12 protein-coding genes and 1 riboswitch are annotated in these 16,674 nt (G+C 49.5%); of the genes, 8 read left to right on the forward strand and 4 right to left on the reverse strand.

From position 1 onward, the window contains the following. Window positions 1-205 precede the first annotated feature (205 nt). The 4 genes from glmM (at window position 206) to serA (ending at window position 5,785) form a co-directional block, all read left to right on the forward strand. Window positions 206-1,558, forward strand: a complete 1,353-nt coding sequence (gene glmM, locus BLS62_RS22400) for a phosphoglucosamine mutase (RefSeq protein ID WP_093186325.1) — start codon at window positions 206-208, stop codon at window positions 1,556-1,558. A gap of 264 nt (window positions 1,559-1,822) precedes the next feature. Further along, complete coding sequence (locus tag BLS62_RS22405; protein WP_093186329.1) at window positions 1,823-2,608, forward strand: outer membrane protein; 786 nt, start codon at window positions 1,823-1,825, stop codon at window positions 2,606-2,608. Between the two features lie 278 nt (window positions 2,609-2,886). Further along, window positions 2,887-4,059 (forward strand): phosphoserine transaminase, encoded by a 1,173-nt coding sequence (locus BLS62_RS22410; protein ID WP_093186333.1) that lies wholly within the window; start codon window positions 2,887-2,889, stop codon window positions 4,057-4,059. Between the two features lie 133 nt (window positions 4,060-4,192). Next, window positions 4,193-5,785, forward strand: a complete 1,593-nt coding sequence (gene serA / locus BLS62_RS22415) for a phosphoglycerate dehydrogenase (RefSeq protein ID WP_093186336.1) — start codon at window positions 4,193-4,195, stop codon at window positions 5,783-5,785. A gap of 56 nt (window positions 5,786-5,841) precedes the next feature. Here the strand turns inward: serA and BLS62_RS22420 are convergent, their stop codons facing one another. Continuing rightward, window positions 5,842-6,771 (reverse strand): DMT family transporter, encoded by a 930-nt coding sequence (locus BLS62_RS22420; RefSeq protein ID WP_093186339.1) that lies wholly within the window; start codon window positions 6,769-6,771, stop codon window positions 5,842-5,844. 103 nt (window positions 6,772-6,874) lie between these two features. Next, window positions 6,875-7,795: a DMT family transporter gene (locus BLS62_RS22425; RefSeq protein WP_208991036.1), complete on the reverse strand. Its 921-nt coding sequence runs from the start codon at window positions 7,793-7,795 to the stop codon at window positions 6,875-6,877. Window positions 7,796-8,168: 373 nt separating this feature from the next. Between BLS62_RS22425 and BLS62_RS22430 the strand changes: the two genes are divergently transcribed. The 4 genes from BLS62_RS22430 to BLS62_RS22445 all read left to right on the forward strand — a co-directional run bounded on the left by BLS62_RS22430 (window position 8,169) and on the right by BLS62_RS22445 (window position 13,342). Beyond that, window positions 8,169-9,461, forward strand: a complete 1,293-nt coding sequence (locus BLS62_RS22430) for an adenylosuccinate synthase (protein WP_093186342.1) — start codon at window positions 8,169-8,171, stop codon at window positions 9,459-9,461. A 37-nt stretch (window positions 9,462-9,498) separates the two neighbouring features. Further along, complete coding sequence (locus BLS62_RS22435; RefSeq protein WP_093186346.1) at window positions 9,499-11,241, forward strand: RodZ family helix-turn-helix domain-containing protein; 1,743 nt, start codon at window positions 9,499-9,501, stop codon at window positions 11,239-11,241. Between the two features lie 129 nt (window positions 11,242-11,370). Then, window positions 11,371-11,476: riboswitch (TPP riboswitch) on the forward strand. Window positions 11,477-11,618: 142 nt separating this feature from the next. Next, complete coding sequence (locus BLS62_RS22440; RefSeq protein WP_208991037.1) at window positions 11,619-12,377, forward strand: ABC transporter permease; 759 nt, start codon at window positions 11,619-11,621, stop codon at window positions 12,375-12,377. A gap of 26 nt (window positions 12,378-12,403) precedes the next feature. Continuing rightward, window positions 12,404-13,342 carry an ABC transporter substrate-binding protein gene (locus BLS62_RS22445; RefSeq protein ID WP_093186349.1) on the forward strand — a complete coding sequence of 313 codons (939 nt, stop codon included), beginning with the start codon at window positions 12,404-12,406 and terminating at the stop codon, window positions 13,340-13,342. A gap of 72 nt (window positions 13,343-13,414) precedes the next feature. On the opposite strand, the gene BLS62_RS22450 is transcribed toward BLS62_RS22445, so the two are convergent. Both BLS62_RS22450 and rpoH read right to left on the reverse strand, forming a co-directional pair. Then, on the reverse strand, window positions 13,415-15,466 hold the full coding sequence (locus BLS62_RS22450; protein ID WP_093186352.1) for a CHASE2 domain-containing protein: 2,052 nt from the start codon (window positions 15,464-15,466) through the stop codon (window positions 13,415-13,417). Window positions 15,467-15,653: 187 nt separating this feature from the next. Beyond that, entirely contained in the window at window positions 15,654-16,532 is an 879-nt protein-coding gene (rpoH, locus tag BLS62_RS22455; RefSeq protein ID WP_093186355.1) for an RNA polymerase sigma factor RpoH, read from the reverse strand. Window positions 16,533-16,674: the final 142 nt, after the last annotated feature.

Consider the following 16,674-nt stretch of genomic DNA (forward strand, 5'->3'; position numbering starts at 1 on the left):
GCCGGGCATTTGTTGTTTGTAGCCAGCGATTTGGTTGCCGTCACATTTGGTTGGTATTGAGGGGACTGCGGCAATTTGTTAGGTGGTTCGTAACAATTAGATACATCATTTGACGGGACCGGATGGGGGCGAGCGTGTATCACCATTCCTATTAAACGTCCTGAGGATGGTGCTCTCAGCTTTTATGAATTCAGGGAAATATTAGATGTCGCGAAAATATTTTGGCACAGACGGAATCCGCGGAACTGCGAATAAGTGGCCGATGACAGCGGAAGTTGCGCTTAAGGTTGGAATGGCAGCTGGCGTAGTGTTCCATCGCGGCAAATATCGTCACCGTGTTGTTATTGGTAAGGATACCCGTCTTTCCGGATACATGATTGAAAATGCTCTGGTCGCCGGTTTCACTGCGATGGGTATGGATGTGTTTGTGCTTGGCCCGATGCCAACACCGGCGGTGGCGATGCTGACCCGCTCTTTGCGCGCTGATATTGGTGTGATGATTTCTGCCAGCCACAATCCGTATCAGGACAACGGCATCAAGTTCTTCGGTCCAGATGGCTTCAAGCTCTCCGATGAAGTTGAACTTGAGATTGAGCGCCTGATCGATAGTGACATGAGCCCTAGCCTTTCTGCTCCGGATACGTTTGGTCGTGCGACCCGTATCGACGGCATGAAAGATCGGTATATTGAATTTGCCAAGCGTACTTTGCCGCGTGACTTGTCCCTCAACGGTATGCGGATCGTGATCGATTGTGCAAATGGTGCAGCGTATAAGGTTGCTCCGGAAATTCTTTGGGAGCTGGGTGCTGAGGTATTCCCGCTAGGTGTCGACCCGAATGGGTTTAACATCAACAAGGACTGTGGCTCCACATCGCCTGAAGCGCTTGCGCGGAAGGTTCATGAAGTGCGCGCGGATATCGGTATTGCTCTGGATGGGGATGCGGACCGTGTGATCATCGTTGATGAAAACAGTAAGGTTGTTGATGGAGACCAGCTGATGGCTGTCATCGCGCAATCCTGGCAGGAAGAGGGGCGTCTCTCTGCACCAGGCATTGTGGCGACTGTGATGTCCAATCTTGGTCTGGAACGCTACCTGACAGGGCTGGGCCTTTCTCTGGAAAGAAGTAGGGTCGGTGACCGGTATGTGGTCGAACGTATGCGAGAGCACGGTTACAATGTGGGGGGCGAACAGTCTGGCCATATTGTGATGTCGGACTTCGGTACGACTGGTGATGGCTTGGTGGCTGCATTGCAGATCCTAGCGTGTGTTCAAAAAACCAAGAAGCCAGTTTCAGAGGTGTGTAACCGATTCGAACCTGTTCCTCAGATTCTTAAGAATGTGCGTTATGCGAGCGGTAAACCGCTTGAAGATGAGGCTGTCCAGGCGACTATTAAGGCTGGTGAAGAGAAACTTGGTACACAGGGACGCCTTGTCATTCGTGCATCCGGTACAGAGCCACTCATCCGCGTTATGGGCGAAGCTGATGACGCTGCTCTGTTGCAAGATGTCGTGGACAGCATTGTTGATGCAGTAAAGACCGCGGCGCTAGCTAGCTGAAATTGTTTAGATAAATTAAATTGGATGGCGGGCGCAGGAAAGCGTTCGCCGTTTTTTGTTAGAGCTGTTCTGACGAATATAGTAAACGTAAGTTAACCTTTGTATTTGTGTGAGTAAAACACACGTTAGTTGTTTGTTAAGGATAAATATTAGGGTTAATAATACTGGTTAATTTATGGGTAATTCTTTCGCTGTAGAAAATGCTTAGAGTTTATTCAAGGGCTGCCGTCCTGTGAGACAGGTGCCGTTTGAGAGGACGTAAGCATGAAGTATTTTAGTAATTTGCTGTCTTTTACCGCAGCTGTAATGGTTTCAACTAGTGTTGCTTATGCGGCCGATCTGCCAGCACCCGTATTCGTAGAAGAACCAGAACTTCCCCAAGTGCAAATCGGGGGCGGTTGGTATCTCCGTGGTGATATTGGCTATAAGGTTTATCGTGACCCGAAGGTATTCACACAAGAGTTGTCGCTTTATGACGAAAAGCTAGACGGCACTGGTGTCGTAGGTGCAGGTGTAGGGTACCGTTTCAATGATTTTATTCGCACAGACTTAACTGTTGACTATGAATGGGACTCTGATTTTTTTGGTAAATCTGCATGTGGTGGTGCATGTAGCTATGCGATTCAACGTTCCAAAATTGACGTGTGGACGATCTTGTTTAATGCCTATGCAGACTTAGGTAACTATAACGGTTTTATGCCTTATCTAGGCGCAGGCGTGGGTGTTTCCTATGTAAACGTCCATGGTGGTAATTTTGCAAATCCATCAACGGGTCACGGCAAATATCCAGGCGGCAATAAATGGAACTTGTCCTGGGCATTGATGGCTGGTGTTGGCTACGACATTAACGAAAACTGGAAGATTGATGCGGGCTATCGCTATCTCGACATTGGCGAAGTGGAAACCAAGAAGTTTGATCGCGGTGGTGGCAAGATGGTTTCGGTTAAATATGAAGACCTTGCTGCGCATGAAGTGCGCGTAGGTTTGCGTTATGAATTTGGTGGCTCCTCATATGGTGGCTATGACGAACCTATCATGACGAAATACTAGTCACATTCTGGAGTGTCTCCAGTTTACATGTTGACTCAATCTTGAAAGGGCCTGTTCTTCGACAGGCTCTTTTTTGTTTGAGCTGGATGTGACCCTGCGTGAAATATTGGTTATCCACGAGGTGAATTTGTAAAATATATCTAATCATACGCAGCGTTTAGCTGCTTGATTGTTGTTGCCTCCAAAAACATTTATTGACGCGATATGTCGTTTCGCATAGACCCATCAGCGGGACACTCCTCCCCAACGAGGGGCGCCTATCTGTGAGGATAGCTAAAATGACGAATATGACTATGCCGGCCACAAAACCGGCAAACCCGAACTTTTCTTCGGGCCCTTGTGCCAAGCGTCCTGGTTGGACGCCTGCAGCTTTAGCGGATGCTCCGCTTGGCAGATCTCACCGTTCTAAAATCGGTAAGACTAAGCTGAAAGATGCTATCGAGTTGACTCGTGAAGTCCTCGAGGTGCCTGCTGATTACAAAATCGGAATTGTTCCTGCTTCTGATACCGGTGCCGTTGAAATGGCATTATGGTCACTGCTCGGCGAACGCCCAGTAGACATGGTTGCTTGGGAAAGCTTTGGTTCCGGTTGGGTTTCTGATGTTATGAAGCAGCTCAAACTTGCGGATGCACGTAAGATTGAAGCTGATTATGGCGATTTGCCAGACCTCAATTCCATTAATTTCGATCATGATGTGGTCTTCACTTGGAATGGTACTACTTCCGGTGTTCGCGTTCCTAATGGTGACTTTATCCCTGCGGATCGCAAGGGTCTGACCATTTGCGACGCGACGTCTGCAGCCTTTGCTCAGGAGCTTGATTTCGACAAGCTGGATGTTGTGACCTACTCTTGGCAGAAGGTTCTTGGCGGCGAAGCTGCTCACGGCGTGCTGATCTTGTCGCCACGTGCTGTTGAGCGGCTGGAGAGTTACACTCCTGCATGGCCAATGCCAAAGATCTTCCGTCTTACCAAGGGCGGAAAGTTGATTGATGGCATCTTTAGCGGTGCAACCATCAATACGCCGAGCATGCTTTGTGTTGAAGATTATCTGGATGCGTTGGCTTGGGCCAAAGACCTGGGTGGACTGAAAGCACTTGTTGCGCGTGCAGATGCAAATACAGCTGCAATCACCAATTGGGCGGAAAAAACAGAGTGGGTTGATTTCCTCGCTGTCGATCCTGCAACTCGTTCCAACACCTCTGTGTGTTTGAAGATTGTTGATCCTGAAATTACGGCATTGGATGGTGATGCTCAGGCAGCGTTTGCAAAAGCGATCGTGACCCTTCTGGACAAAGCAGAAGTGGCTTTCGACATCGGTGCATACCGTGATGCTCCCTCTGGTCTTCGGATTTGGTGTGGTGCAACGGTTGAAACTGCCAATGTTGAAGCACTCATTCCTTGGCTGGATTACGCATTTGCTTCTCAAAAAGCGAAACTTGTTTCCGCGTAACACCAATACTTTCCAATAGATGACATAGTTCCGGTCGCATTTATGTGACCGGTTAACCTGACGAGTGAAGTGTATCTATTTCCCGGCCATACATGTGCCGTTGATACCTTCATCGATTTGAAAGGTTAGCCTGATGGCTCCTAAAGTTCTCATTTCCGATAAACTTTCTCCTGCTGCTGTTCAGATCTTCAAAGATCGTGGTTGCGATGTTGATTTTCTGCCAGATGTTGGCAAGGACAAAGAAAAGCTCGCTGAAATTATTGGTCAGTATGATGGTCTCGCGATCCGCTCTGCAACCAAAGCGACTGAAAAGATTATTGCAGCTGCGACTAACCTGAAGGTTATTGGTCGCGCTGGTATTGGTGTCGACAACGTTGATATTCCTGCGGCAACAGCCAAGGGTATCGTGGTGATGAACACCCCGTTCGGTAATGCTATTACAACTGCCGAACATGCCATCGCAATGATGTTTGCAGTAACCCGCCAGATCCCAGCCGCTGATGTTTCCACGCAGGGTGGCAAGTGGGAAAAATCCCGCTTTATGGGGAACGAAGTGACTTCCAAAACACTCGGCCTTGTTGGGTGTGGCAATATTGGTTCTATCGTTGCTGATCGTGCTATCGGTTTGAAAATGAAGGTTATTGCTTTCGATCCATTCCTGTCCCAAGAACGCGCGATTGATCTTGGCGTTGAGAAAGTTGAGCTGGAAGAGCTTTTCAAGCGGGCTGATTTTGTTACGCTGCACACTCCGCTGACAGATCGTACACGTAACATCATTGATGCTGCTGCAATTGAGAGCATGAAAGACGGTGTTTACCTGATCAACTGTGCGCGTGGAGGTCTCATCGACGAGAACGCTCTTCGTGTTGCGCTTGATAGCGGTAAGGTTGCTGGTGCAGGTGTTGATGTATTCACGGAAGAGCCGGCCAAGGAAAACATCCTGTTTGGTGCTCCGAACCTCGTTTGTACGCCTCATCTTGGTGCATCTACTGCAGAAGCTCAGGAAAATGTTGCGCTTCAGGTTGCTGAACAGATGTCTGACTATCTGGTCAACGGCGCTGTTACCAATGCGCTCAACATGCCATCTATCTCTGCTGAAGAAGCGCCGCGCCTTGCGCCGTTTGTGAAGTTGGCTGAGCAGCTCGGTTCTTTTGCAGGACAGGCAACGGAAACAGGCATCAAAGGCGTTCGTATTGAATACGAGGGTCATGTTGCTGAAATGAACGTTAAAGCGATGACAGCGGCAGCGTTGACTGGTGTTTTACGTCCTTTGCTTCAGACTGTGAATATGGTGTCTGCTCCTGAAGTTGCGAGAGAGCGTGGCATTGTTATTGAAGACGTTCGTCGTCAGCAACACGGCGCTTATGAAAACTACATTCGCCTGACTATCATCACTGAGCGTCAGGAACGCTCTGTTGCTGGTACAGTGTTTGGTGATGGCAAGCCGCGTATCATCCAGATCAAAGGCATCAACATGGAAGCGGAGCTTGGTGAAAACATGCTCTACGTAACCAATGAAGATAAGCCGGGCTTTATTGGCCAGCTGGGGTCTATCCTTGGTGATGCGAAGATCAACATTGCGACGTTTAACCTGGGTCGTAAGGTTGAAGGTGAAGAAGCTATCTGTCTTGTTGAGATCGACGGAAAGCTTCCAGAAACGGCCATTGCAGAGGTTGAGGCTATTCAGCAAGTTAAGCAAGTGAAACTGTTGCATTTTCCTGGATAGTAGCTGTGTGTATTTGAAATCAAAAAGGCGGCCTTCGGGTCGCCTTTTTTGTCTGTTTATCCGGTGTTTTCCTTGGCTTTCTTCATCTGAAGTATGTTCAACTTCAGCCTACCATCGATAATAAAGAGCGCTGTTGCGATGATGCCCATACCCGCCCATTGATTGAGGGAGAGGGTTTCGCCAAGGAAAGTTGATCCGATTATGATTGCCGCGATTGGGACAAGGAAGGCAACTAGAGAAGCCGTGGTCGCGCTGGAATTCTTGATCACGTGGATGAACAGCAGGAACGGTAAAGCGGTGTTGAAGACCGCTAAAATGACAACGTAATACCAGACCTCAACAGGAGCAGTTGTGATTTCTCCCAAGTCAAATACCCAGGGCAAAACCGGCAGTAAAGCAAGTGAGGCTGCTGTCATTTGGCCTGCTGTAATTGTAATGGGCGGAATGTGGCTGAGCTTCCGAGCCAGCATATTTGCCGATGCATAAGAAAGCGAGCCTAGAAGACAGGCGAGCTGTGGGACAATCAGATCAGTGCTTCCATTGAAGCTGGTAAAGCCAATTGTTACCACGACACCGAATGCACCGATAATGCAGCCGAACAACTTGGCAAGTGTAATGCGTTCATCCGGGATCACGAACTGGGCCAGAATGACGGTGTAGATTGGCACTGTAGCGTTGAGGATGGACGCCAGCGAGCCGGTGATTTGCAATTGCGCCCAGAAGAATAGAGAAAAGGGCAGGGCGGTTGCCAGAACACCCAGAAGGGAAATCAAGAGGAGGTCGTGTCGTGTTTTGGGAAGAGGTACACGAAAAAAGATCCCGATAATCGTCAGGATTACTGCGGCGAGTGAAACCCGCATGAATACAAGAACAACCGGTGTGACATGAATAATTGTCAGATTTGTTATTGTGAAGCTGGACCCCCAAAGAAGGGCGCAGGTGAAAAGCATTGCCCAAATTGATAGTGAGGTCTGTTCGGCTTTCATACTATGTCTTTCAATGAAAAATAAAGGGATGACGGTGATCCATCATCCCGTAAGAATACTTACATATTCTGTGTCAGCTCCAAACACGCATTGCAAGTGAACTTTATGAGACCGGCTGCTGCTTGCGTGTTGGTCTGGTCGTCAGGCGACCATCCATCAGGAGGAGCGCGATAACAATTGCCGCCATCCCGGCCCAATGGTTTGCTTCCAGACGTTCACCCAGAAAAATGGTCCCGAGTAGAATTGCGCTGACTGGGATGAGGAAGGTGACCATGGATGTGTTGGTTGCACCTGCCAATTGATAAAGCTTGAAGAAGGCAAGGTAGGCAAGCGCTGTACAGAAGACAGCGAGTGTCCCAACGCTGCCCCAGATGTGAACGGAGACCTGACCCAAGCTTTCTAGGGGTACAGTGAGAATAATGACCGGCAGCAACAGGAGGCTGGATGCTGTGAGCTGCCCTGTGGCAATGGATGCGGGCGCAATACCCTTAAACCGTCTGATATAAAACCCAGCGAATGCGTAGGAAAGAGCGGCGCCCAATACTGCGAGTTGAGGCAGAACAGTCTCTCCACTTCCTGCCAATGCGTCTTGTCCTATCAATATTCCAACGCCTACAACTCCCAATGCTCCCGCGAATATTTTCACGGAGGTGAGCTTTTCATCCTTGGTAAGGACCTGCATGACGAGCATGGTGAAAATTGGTGTGAAAGCGTTGAGGATAGATGCAAGACCGGAGGCAATGTATTGCTGCCCCCAAAAGATCAGCGTGAACGGTACTATATTGTTTATGGAGCCCAGAACCAGAAATCTGAGGGCCCATTTTAAGGAGAGTGGAAATTGGGTTTTAGTCAGCACTACGAAAACCCAAAGTGTAATCGCTGCGATTGTCACGCGGAAGTAGACAAGCGTTATGGGTTGCAGCTCACTGACTGCGATTTTTCCCAGAAAAAACGCACCACCCCACAGCCCCGCTATAAAGATCAGGAGTGACCATGCTGTGAGTGTCATGCGTTGTGAAGCCATAGAATATGCCTGCAATTTTCTGAGTTAAATGAATGAAGGGAACGCCTTAGTGTGCGATGTCCTCATTTGGATGAAGGCAAAGTAGATGGACCTGAGCATGCCAGCCACCCGAAATGCGAGCAATCTGAATGAACTAAATAATGGAGTGAGAACTTCTCTTAAAACAAACAGCATTTATGTCTTTGAATGACTCGTCATTCGCCTTCTTTGAGACTATAAGGGCCTGTAACTATGCCCCGGAATCTGATCCGGGGTTTCTTATGTTGTCTCTCGCGATTTGCATTCTAGCTGGCAAGTCACTTTACGCAGTAAAAGCAAATCGAATGACGGTGTGTTTGAAATACGCCGGCAGCCGCAGGAGGGCTGAAATACCATGGCCAACGTTGTCGTAGTTGGGTCACAATGGGGTGACGAAGGTAAGGGTAAACTTGTTGACTGGCTTTCTGAGCAAGCTGATATAGTTATACGCTTCCAGGGTGGACACAATGCAGGCCACACGCTTGTTATTGACGGCACGAGCTACAAGTTGGCACTGCTGCCATCTGGTGTTGTGCGCGGCAAGCTCTCTGTCATCGGCAATGGTGTTGTGATTGATCCTCATGCACTGGTGGCTGAAATTGCGCGTCTTGGAGCGCAGGGTGTTATAGTCACTCCAGAAATTTTGCGTGTTGCTGACAATGCCACACTTATTTTATCTTTGCACCGCGAGCTTGATGCTCTGCGTGAAGATGCTAGCCCAGTTGGTACCAAAATCGGTACAACAAAGCGTGGCATCGGCCCTGCATATGAGGATAAGGTTGGCCGCCGTGCGATCCGCGTGATGGACCTTGCAAACCTGAGCACGCTGCCTGCGAAGATCGATCGTCTGCTGGTACACCACAACGCAATCCTGCGTGGCCTTGGCCGTGAAGAAATTGCTGCAGAGACGATCTACAATGAGCTGGAAAGCGTTGCAGACCAGATCCTGCCGTTCATGGAAAAAGCCTGGTACATGCTCGACAAAGCTCGCCGTGAAGGTAAGCGTTTGTTGTTTGAGGGTGCTCAGGGTGCTTTGCTCGATAATGACCACGGAACATATCCGTTTGTAACCTCTTCCAATACAGTTGCTGGTCAGGCTGCTGCCGGGAGTGGTCTTGGTCCAAACTCCATCGATTATGTTCTGGGTATCACCAAAGCTTACACCACGCGTGTAGGTGAAGGACCGTTCCCAACTGAACAGCAGAACGAGATTGGTGATTTCCTTGGTACCAAGGGTCATGAATTTGGAACAAACACGGGCCGTCGTCGTCGGTGTGGCTGGTTTGATGCAGTGATTGTCCGCCAAACCATTTGCACCAGTGGAATCACTGGGATTGCATTGACAAAGCTTGACGTTTTGGATGGACTGGATGAAATTAAGATTTGTGTTGGTTATGAGCTAGATGGTGAGCGAATCGATTACCTCCCAGCATCTCAGGGTGCTCAAGCACGGGTTGTTCCAATTTATGAAACCCTGCCTGGTTGGAAAGAGTCGACACGAGGCGCTCGCACTTGGGCTGAATTGCCTGCACAGGCTGTGAAATACGTACGGCATGTTGAAGAGCTTATTGGTGCACCTGTTGCTCTGTTATCAACAAGTCCTGAACGTGATGACACAATTCTGGTTCAAAATCCCTTCCAGGATTAAGTCAGGAAATGAAGCTTTGGGGGCATTGGGCAGTTAAATGGCGGACTACAATTCCGTTCTAAGAAAAGCGGTCTCTGGTTTACAAGAGAACACTGGCTCAGCCAGACGTGCTGTTTATCAACGCGCGCGTAATGCTATTGTAAAGCAGCTTAAAAGCTATGATCCGCCGCTTACGCCCTCCCAAATCACTGAGGAGCAGCTGAAGCTTGAAGAAGCGATCCGCAAGGTCGAAGCGGAAGCTGCTCGTGAGTCACTCGGATTGGGGCGGCCAAAAGCCGCTCCTGCTGCGCCTGCGGGGCAACCTGTTCCGCGTGCGCCGTCTACACGAACACCGCAAGCGGGTCCTTCCGCTCCAGAAACACCAGCATCTGCCGGGCCTAAAGCACCTCCGCATAAAACTGATGTGTTTAAGGAAGCGGTTCGCGCTGCTCAAGATCTTGGCAATGCTGCACATCAGGCCAATCAAATTGCCCGCGATCAGCTGCCGGGAGCTTCCAAAGCGCGCCGTGAACCAGAGCTTGATGGTATGGGTGATAGCGGGACACGTGAGCCTGCTTCCTCGCTTCCGACCAAGGGGTCTGTAAAAACAAATGCGGAAGAGCGTGCCTGGGTTCCAGGTGAAGCACGCCGCACAAAGTTGGAAACACGCTCTAAGTCGGCTCCTGAAATTGAGGAGCCTGCGAAGGTTGCGCCAAAGGCTGGCCGCAAACCTGCCTCCTCTCGCAAGCCTGTTGTTGCGCAACGTGTTGGCGATGCGATTGAGCAGGAAGAAGGCTTGAAGCCTTCTAACACACGCCGTTTTGTGAGCATGATTATTGTCTTACTTCTCATTCTCGGCGCAGCTGCTGGCGTTTACAGTCAGCGTGATCTGATTTTATCAACATTGTTGCCTGTTGAAGGTGCTGATAGTTCTGAGACGATTGGCACGCCAATCGATGAGAATGAACCTCTTCGTGTTGAGCCTGAACGGTCTCCAAAAAAGAATACAGAACGCCTGTTGGAACCGGAAGATGGGGCCATGGTCTCGCCTGATGCGACGCGCGTGACAACGACGCGAATTACGCGAAATTCCTCGAGCGCGACGCCAGCTGAACCTGCAAGCGGCACGTCTCCGGCCAAAGTTGTTGGCACGCGTGAAACAGCTGTTCCAGTTGCGCAAGTATTGCCGGTGAAAGAGCCTGAGCAACAGAACGCGGCCGTAAAAACCAATTCGGTGCCTCGGGCTGAGACGATTACAACTCAGGCCACCGTTTCTCCTGTTGCCCAGCAGAGCATCCTTTATGAGGAAGCTTTGACGCAAGGGGCGTCCGGGTCAGCATCGCGCGGCAATGTGGTCTGGTCTTTGGAAGACTCTGATGGCGCTTCTATGATTAAGGCTGTCGCGTCACTGCCTTCCCGCAATTTATCTGTCGAGATGACGCTGAAGCCGAACAACGACAAATCTTTGCCAGCAAGTCACCTTTTGGAGTTGAACTTCATGTTCCCGGAAGGGTTTGACGGCAAGGGCGTTGAAAAGGTTCCGGGCCTGATCATGAAGAAAACTGAATCTGAAGCTGGTGATCCATTGGATGGGGCAGCAGTTAAAGTCTCGGATACACTGTTCTGGATCGCTCTTTCCGACAGTGAAGAGGAAAAAACGAAGAATTTGAAGCGGCTTATGGAGCGTGAGTGGATTGATGTTCCATTGCTTTACAACAGTGGTCGTCGTGCAATGCTTACCTTTGAAAAAGGTGTGAGCGGCAACAAAGTTATCGCACAGGCAATTCAGAGCTGGAAGTAACCTGATTTCAGCAATTTAGACAAATTTTGAAAGGCCCTTCCTTGTTTTGAGGTGGGGTCTTTTCCATTGCAGTTGTCCCCCGGGTTTGAAAATCTCCTTGCAAACTTTCGTAGAAACGCGCATGTTCCTCGCTATTCCGAGGGGTGCTTTTCTTTGAAAAGCTGAGATTGCCATGAGCTAACCCTTTGAACCTGATCCGGGTAATTCCGGCGAAGGGACGGGACCTGAGCCATTATTCCCGGATCTCCATGTTTGCAAGTTGCTGACCTAGGAGATCCTATGTTTAAAAATTCCATGAGAGCCATAAAGAGCTCCGCTGTTTTGAAAGCGTCCCGAGCTTTCAATTGGGCCTTAATCCCTTCTTGTGAGGGGGTGGAATGCTGAAGCGAGTTCTTAAACGTGTTTCCCGGACAGTATTCGGGTTGTTGGTTTTTGTTGTGCTGTGGGATGTAGTGGTTCGGATTTGGGAGATCCCTCCGTTTCTATTGCCGCCTCCGGCTGCGGTTTACATCGCCTTTCTCAACCAAGGTGCTTTTTTGCTGCATCATGCAAGCATCACGGCTTATGAAACACTTCTGGGTTTCATTTTTGGCGTGAGTGCAGGGGCGTCTTTGGCTCTGTTGCTGAGTATGTCGCACAAAGCGCGTCAGTTTTTGTTACCTCCTATTACAGCCACTCAATCTCTTCCTGTGTTTGCGATCGCACCCTTGCTGGTGTTGTGGTTTGGCTTTGGCCTCGCCTCAAAGGTCGTGATGGCGGTTCTTGTCATCTTCTTTTCTGTGACCTCGACGTTTTATGACGGGTTGCGGCGAACAGATTTTGCTCTGCTGGATCTTGGGAAACTGCACCGGCTTAACCGGTGGCAAACACTCCGTTTTATTCGTATTCCAGCCGCGTTACCTTCGCTGGCCTCTGGTATGCGGATTGCAGCGGTGTTTGCGCCAATTGGTGCGGTGGTTGGTGAATGGGTTGGTGCAAAAGGTGGATTGGCTTTCATCATGCTGCAGGCAAATGCGCGGATGCAGACGGCGACGATGTTTGCAGCGCTGATTTTGCTTGCGGTGATGGTTTTGGGCCTTCGGGCCATTGTTGAATTTGCCACTTCTCGGATGATCTACTGGCAAAAAGAGATTTAGATCTCAGAGTATGAGGACGTATGTCTATGAAAAAACTGGGTATGTTGTTTGGGGCAGCGCTGCTTGCCAGTACGCTTCAGGTACAGGCTTCTGATAAGCTGACTGTGTTGTTGGATTGGTTTGCGAACGCCGACCACGCGCCAATTATCGTTGCGCAGGCACGTGGTTTCTTTGAAAAAGAAGGCCTTGATGTTGAGCTGATTGAGCCAGCTGATCCTTCTATGCCACCAAAGCTTGTTGCAGCAGGACAGGGCGATATTGCCGTCTCCTATCAGCAGACGCTTCACCCGCAAATCGATGCGGGTCTGCCTTTGGTGCGTATCGGGACACTGGTTGCCACGCCGCTTAACACTCTGATTGTTCTGGAAAATGGGCCGATCAAGACATTGGCTGACCTTAAAGGCAAGCGTATTGGTTATTCTACCTCCGGCTTTGAAAGTGCGATGTTGGGCAAGATGCTGTCCAGCGCTGGCGTTTCGATTGATGATGTTGAGCTGATCAATGTGAACTTCTCTCTGTCTCCTGCTTTGATGGCTGGCCAGGTTGATGCGGTGATTGGCGGCTACCGTAACTTTGAGCTGAACCAGATGGAAATTGAAGGCGCGAAAGGCCGTGCGTTCTACCCGGAAGAGAATGGCGTGCCGGTTTATGATGAGCTGATTTATGTGGCTCACAAAGACAAACTGGATGATCCACGCCTGAAGAAATTCATCAATGCGATTGAAGCGGCAACCGTTTACCTGCTCAACAACCCTGATGACTCATGGAAAGGCTTCCTTGAGGTTTACCCAAATCTTGATGATGAGCTGAACAAGCGAGCATGGGCCGATACTTTGCCACGCTTCGCAAGCCGCCCAGCTGCCATGGACAATGGTCGTTATGAGCGTTTTGCGAACTTCTTGCTGGAGCAGGGGTTGATTAAAACAGCTCCCCCTGTTGAGACCTACGCAGTTGAATTGCGCTAAGGCTTCTAAGTCTAAACTAAATATTGAGCCTCCGAGTTTCGGGGGCTCTTTTTATTTGTAGGCTAAATGCCGTTACTGCGCTGCATCCTTGAGTGTTTCATTGAGCGATAGGTCACTCAGGATGTGTTTCTCAAAGGCTGCGTAAATTGGTGCGTGGCTTTCATCAGCAAGGGATTTGCATTCATCCAGCAGCGTAAGCGCTTTTTTCCGGTCTGCTTCCTCGAATAAAGCATGAGCCATATTGCAATGAATGTTCTTGAGTTTCAGGAAAGCCTCAGAAAAAGCCATGGATGGATCTCCGAGAAGTGCAAAGGCGCGGATCTGATAGTGCCCGATCTTCACCGGCACTGTTTCCAGTGTTGCCAGTTCTTGCATATGACCGCGTGTGGTCTCGCAAATAAGCAGATTGTGACCAGCTGCTGCGCAATGACGGGACAACTCTTCGGCCAAATCAACACAGCGACCTAAAGGTGCGTAACGGAAATGCCTTCTTGTGCCAGTTTCACCAAGGGCTGCTTGTCCAGTCGAAATGCCAATATCCAGGGTAACTTCGTGGGCCTTCATGTTTTTCTGGGAAAAGTGGAACCGGTCTTTGAGATTGAACCGTGTCATCTGCTTTTGCATTTCTATAGCCGTACGGCAGGCATGGGATGCATGGAACGGATCATCCATTGGTGCATTCCAATAAGCGCTTAACCCAGATGTCGCGAGCAGGTTCAGCGTTCCATCATGGCTGTGGACCTCATCTAAATGAGCTGTTTGGAAGGTGTTGGAGAAGCTTGCGAGGTCATGAGGAGCCAAACCCTCATAATATCGGTTAAAGCGGCGTATGCGCGTTGTAAGGCAGGTTATTTCACGCTGATTACCTTCAAGCGGGAACTCTTCAGACTGGACAAGCAGCTTTTGCATGAGTTTGGGCGATAAAATCCCAACGAAACGCTCCTTGGTTTTGGTGCGAGTACTGTTGAACGTGATACGCCGAATGCCGTTGGTGACCGCAAAGGCCAGCAGCACTACCAGTGTTGGGAAAAATGGTTCGAGGACGATATTTTTAAGAGCAAATTGATGAAGCGCAACCCCGTTTATTGCTGCAATAGCCAGAACCGTTATGAGCAGACTGAGCCAAAACCCTTGTGTCGCCGAAAAGAGAACGATAACAACACCCACCCCGATTAACATCGCCAATTCAGCATGTTGTGCCCAACTGGGAGTCCTTATGAAATTAGCGGTTTGCAGCGTTTGGAGGGCCTGTGCATGGCGCTCTGAGCTTCGATCATTCAAGCCAATGACAAAATAACTGCCCTGTTTGGGCGGCCAAAATTTAGAGGTTCCCTGCACTCCTAATAGATCTGATGCATTAAGGATCTGCTGAGAAGCTTGGTAATTTGTGTAGATGAGCATTTCGGCGTCTGATGAAACTGGAATATTCTTAAGTTGGAAGCGGAGCTCTGTTTCCTCTAAGGGCGAGGATGTCTGTGTGTTTGCAGTGCCGTACAGATAAGCCTCCATCGCAAGCGAGTTGCGCGGCTGGCCTTTCACTCCTAACTGGAGTGGGTAAGTTAAGCGAACAGCACCTTCACTATATTGAGAGGCATCTTGATAACCGACTGATTTTGCAGAGGTGATGAAGATAGAGAGGGGCGGTTTGGCTGCCTCTATATCTGAAAGTGGTCTGTTGAGTAGAACTGGATGTCGAGAGATGACGGATTGCAGCAGAGCATCGTGATTTGGATAAAATGATCTGTTTGAGGACAGCAATTTATCATAGACAATGCTGCGCAATGCGGGTGATGTTGGATCCTCCTTCCGAAGGTCCAAGTCCAGAATGATCAATTTTGGTGTGTATTCCCCCAGTTTTTCAAGGGTTTGCGCCAACTCTAGACGCTGGTACACCGGCTCCTGCGTTTGCCTGTTTGATTCTTGCGTAAGATGGATCGTGTATACGGGAGATGCTGATTGCGTGTTTGGCCAGGCCAATTGCAATGCACTTTGACTTACATAAGCGACGCCATCCAATACCTGCGGGTAGAGGATACGGAGAAGTGCGGCAATAGTAATGAGTAATCCTGCAGTAACCGCCGCAAGCATGCGGTTGGTCTGCGATAACCTGCCAGAGCCAAGCATTGTATTTCCCCCCGAAAGGGGAAGTCACCGACACTGACTTTGGATCCCCTCTTCATTGACCTTAGGAAAGGCACGAGGGTAGAACAAGCCTAACTGTTGATTTAAAAGGCTGTTTACAAATTTATTTCGTATTTTAAGTTAATTCATCTAAAATTAGTTGAAAGCAGGTGCCTTAGGCACCCGCGTGTTATTGTGTCATTTCCAATGCGCTTTCTTGTACGGCCTTTTGGACCTTCTCAAAAGCACGAACCTCGATCTGGCGCACACGTTCACGACTCACCCCAAATTCGGTGGAAAGCTCTTCCAGAGTGATTGGTTTTTCTGATAGGCGACGTGCTTCAAAAATGCGCGTTTCGCGTGGGTTCAATACACTCATTGCATTCTTCAGCATATTGCGGCGAACATCGAACTCTTCCTGTTCAGCGAGCACTGATTCCTGATTTTCGGAGCTGTCAACGAGCCAATCCTGCCACTCGCTGGATTCACCTTCTGAAGAGCGCAACGGTGCGTTCAGTGAAGAGTCACCTCCAAGACGGCGGTTCATGGAAACAACTTCGGTCTCAGTCACACCAAGGGTCGTTGCTATGTGTTTGACGTGTTCCGGGCGCAAATCACCATCTTCAAAAGCCTGAATTTTGCCTTTGATGCGACGCAGGTTGAAGAACAAGCGCTTCTGATTGGCCGTGGTACCCATTTTTACAAGGGACCAAGTGCGCAGAATGTATTCCTGAATGGAAGCTTTAATCCACCACATTGCGTAGGTCGCGAGCCTGAAGCCTTTATCCGGCTCAAAGCGTTTGACAGCCTGCATAAGGCCAACATTACCTTCGGAGATAACTTCGCCCAATGGCAAGCCATAGCCGCGATAGCCCATAGCAATTTTTGCGACGAGACGCAGGTGGGAATTGACCAGTCTTTCAGCTGCTTTTGGTTCGTCGTGTTCCCGGAAGCGCTTGGCGAGCATGTACTCTTCCTGCGGCTGTAGCATCGGGAATTTTCTAATCTGGTCTAAATAGCGACTTAAGCCGCCTTCGCCACCCGTGAGGGCTGGTAGGTTCCGGGCCATAAAGCACCCTCCTTGTTTCGTGTTCCCGCCTGATTGGACATCAGAATTTTGGCAAACACACATAGGTGCCTTCAGATGAAGCGCACCTGTCGCCTTTATATGGGAACATTATGGCCAGAACGCTACCAGATTGGCAGATTTT

The organism is Pseudovibrio sp. Tun.PSC04-5.I4 (genome assembly GCF_900104145.1).
Taxonomy (GTDB): Bacteria; Pseudomonadota; Alphaproteobacteria; order Rhizobiales; family Stappiaceae; genus Pseudovibrio.

Excerpts from the sequence above, each read along its gene's own strand:
- glmM (WP_093186325.1), top strand. The coding sequence starts at position 206 with ATGTCGCGAAAATATTTTGGCACAGACGGAATCCGCGGAACTGCGAAT.
- BLS62_RS22405 (WP_093186329.1), top strand. The coding sequence starts at position 1,823 with ATGAAGTATTTTAGTAATTTGCTGTCTTTTACCGCAGCTGTAATGGTT.
- BLS62_RS22410 (WP_093186333.1), top strand. The coding sequence starts at position 2,887 with ATGACGAATATGACTATGCCGGCCACAAAACCGGCAAACCCGAACTTT.
- serA (WP_093186336.1), top strand. The coding sequence starts at position 4,193 with ATGGCTCCTAAAGTTCTCATTTCCGATAAACTTTCTCCTGCTGCTGTT.
- BLS62_RS22420 (WP_093186339.1), bottom strand. The coding sequence starts at position 6,771 with ATGAAAGCCGAACAGACCTCACTATCAATTTGGGCAATGCTTTTCACC.
- BLS62_RS22425 (WP_208991036.1), bottom strand. The coding sequence starts at position 7,795 with ATGGCTTCACAACGCATGACACTCACAGCATGGTCACTCCTGATCTTT.
- BLS62_RS22430 (WP_093186342.1), top strand. The coding sequence starts at position 8,169 with ATGGCCAACGTTGTCGTAGTTGGGTCACAATGGGGTGACGAAGGTAAG.
- BLS62_RS22435 (WP_093186346.1), top strand. The coding sequence starts at position 9,499 with ATGGCGGACTACAATTCCGTTCTAAGAAAAGCGGTCTCTGGTTTACAA.
- BLS62_RS22440 (WP_208991037.1), top strand. The coding sequence starts at position 11,619 with ATGCTGAAGCGAGTTCTTAAACGTGTTTCCCGGACAGTATTCGGGTTG.
- BLS62_RS22445 (WP_093186349.1), top strand. The coding sequence starts at position 12,404 with ATGAAAAAACTGGGTATGTTGTTTGGGGCAGCGCTGCTTGCCAGTACG.
- BLS62_RS22450 (WP_093186352.1), bottom strand. The coding sequence starts at position 15,466 with ATGCTTGGCTCTGGCAGGTTATCGCAGACCAACCGCATGCTTGCGGCG.
- rpoH (WP_093186355.1), bottom strand. The coding sequence starts at position 16,532 with ATGGCCCGGAACCTACCAGCCCTCACGGGTGGCGAAGGCGGCTTAAGT.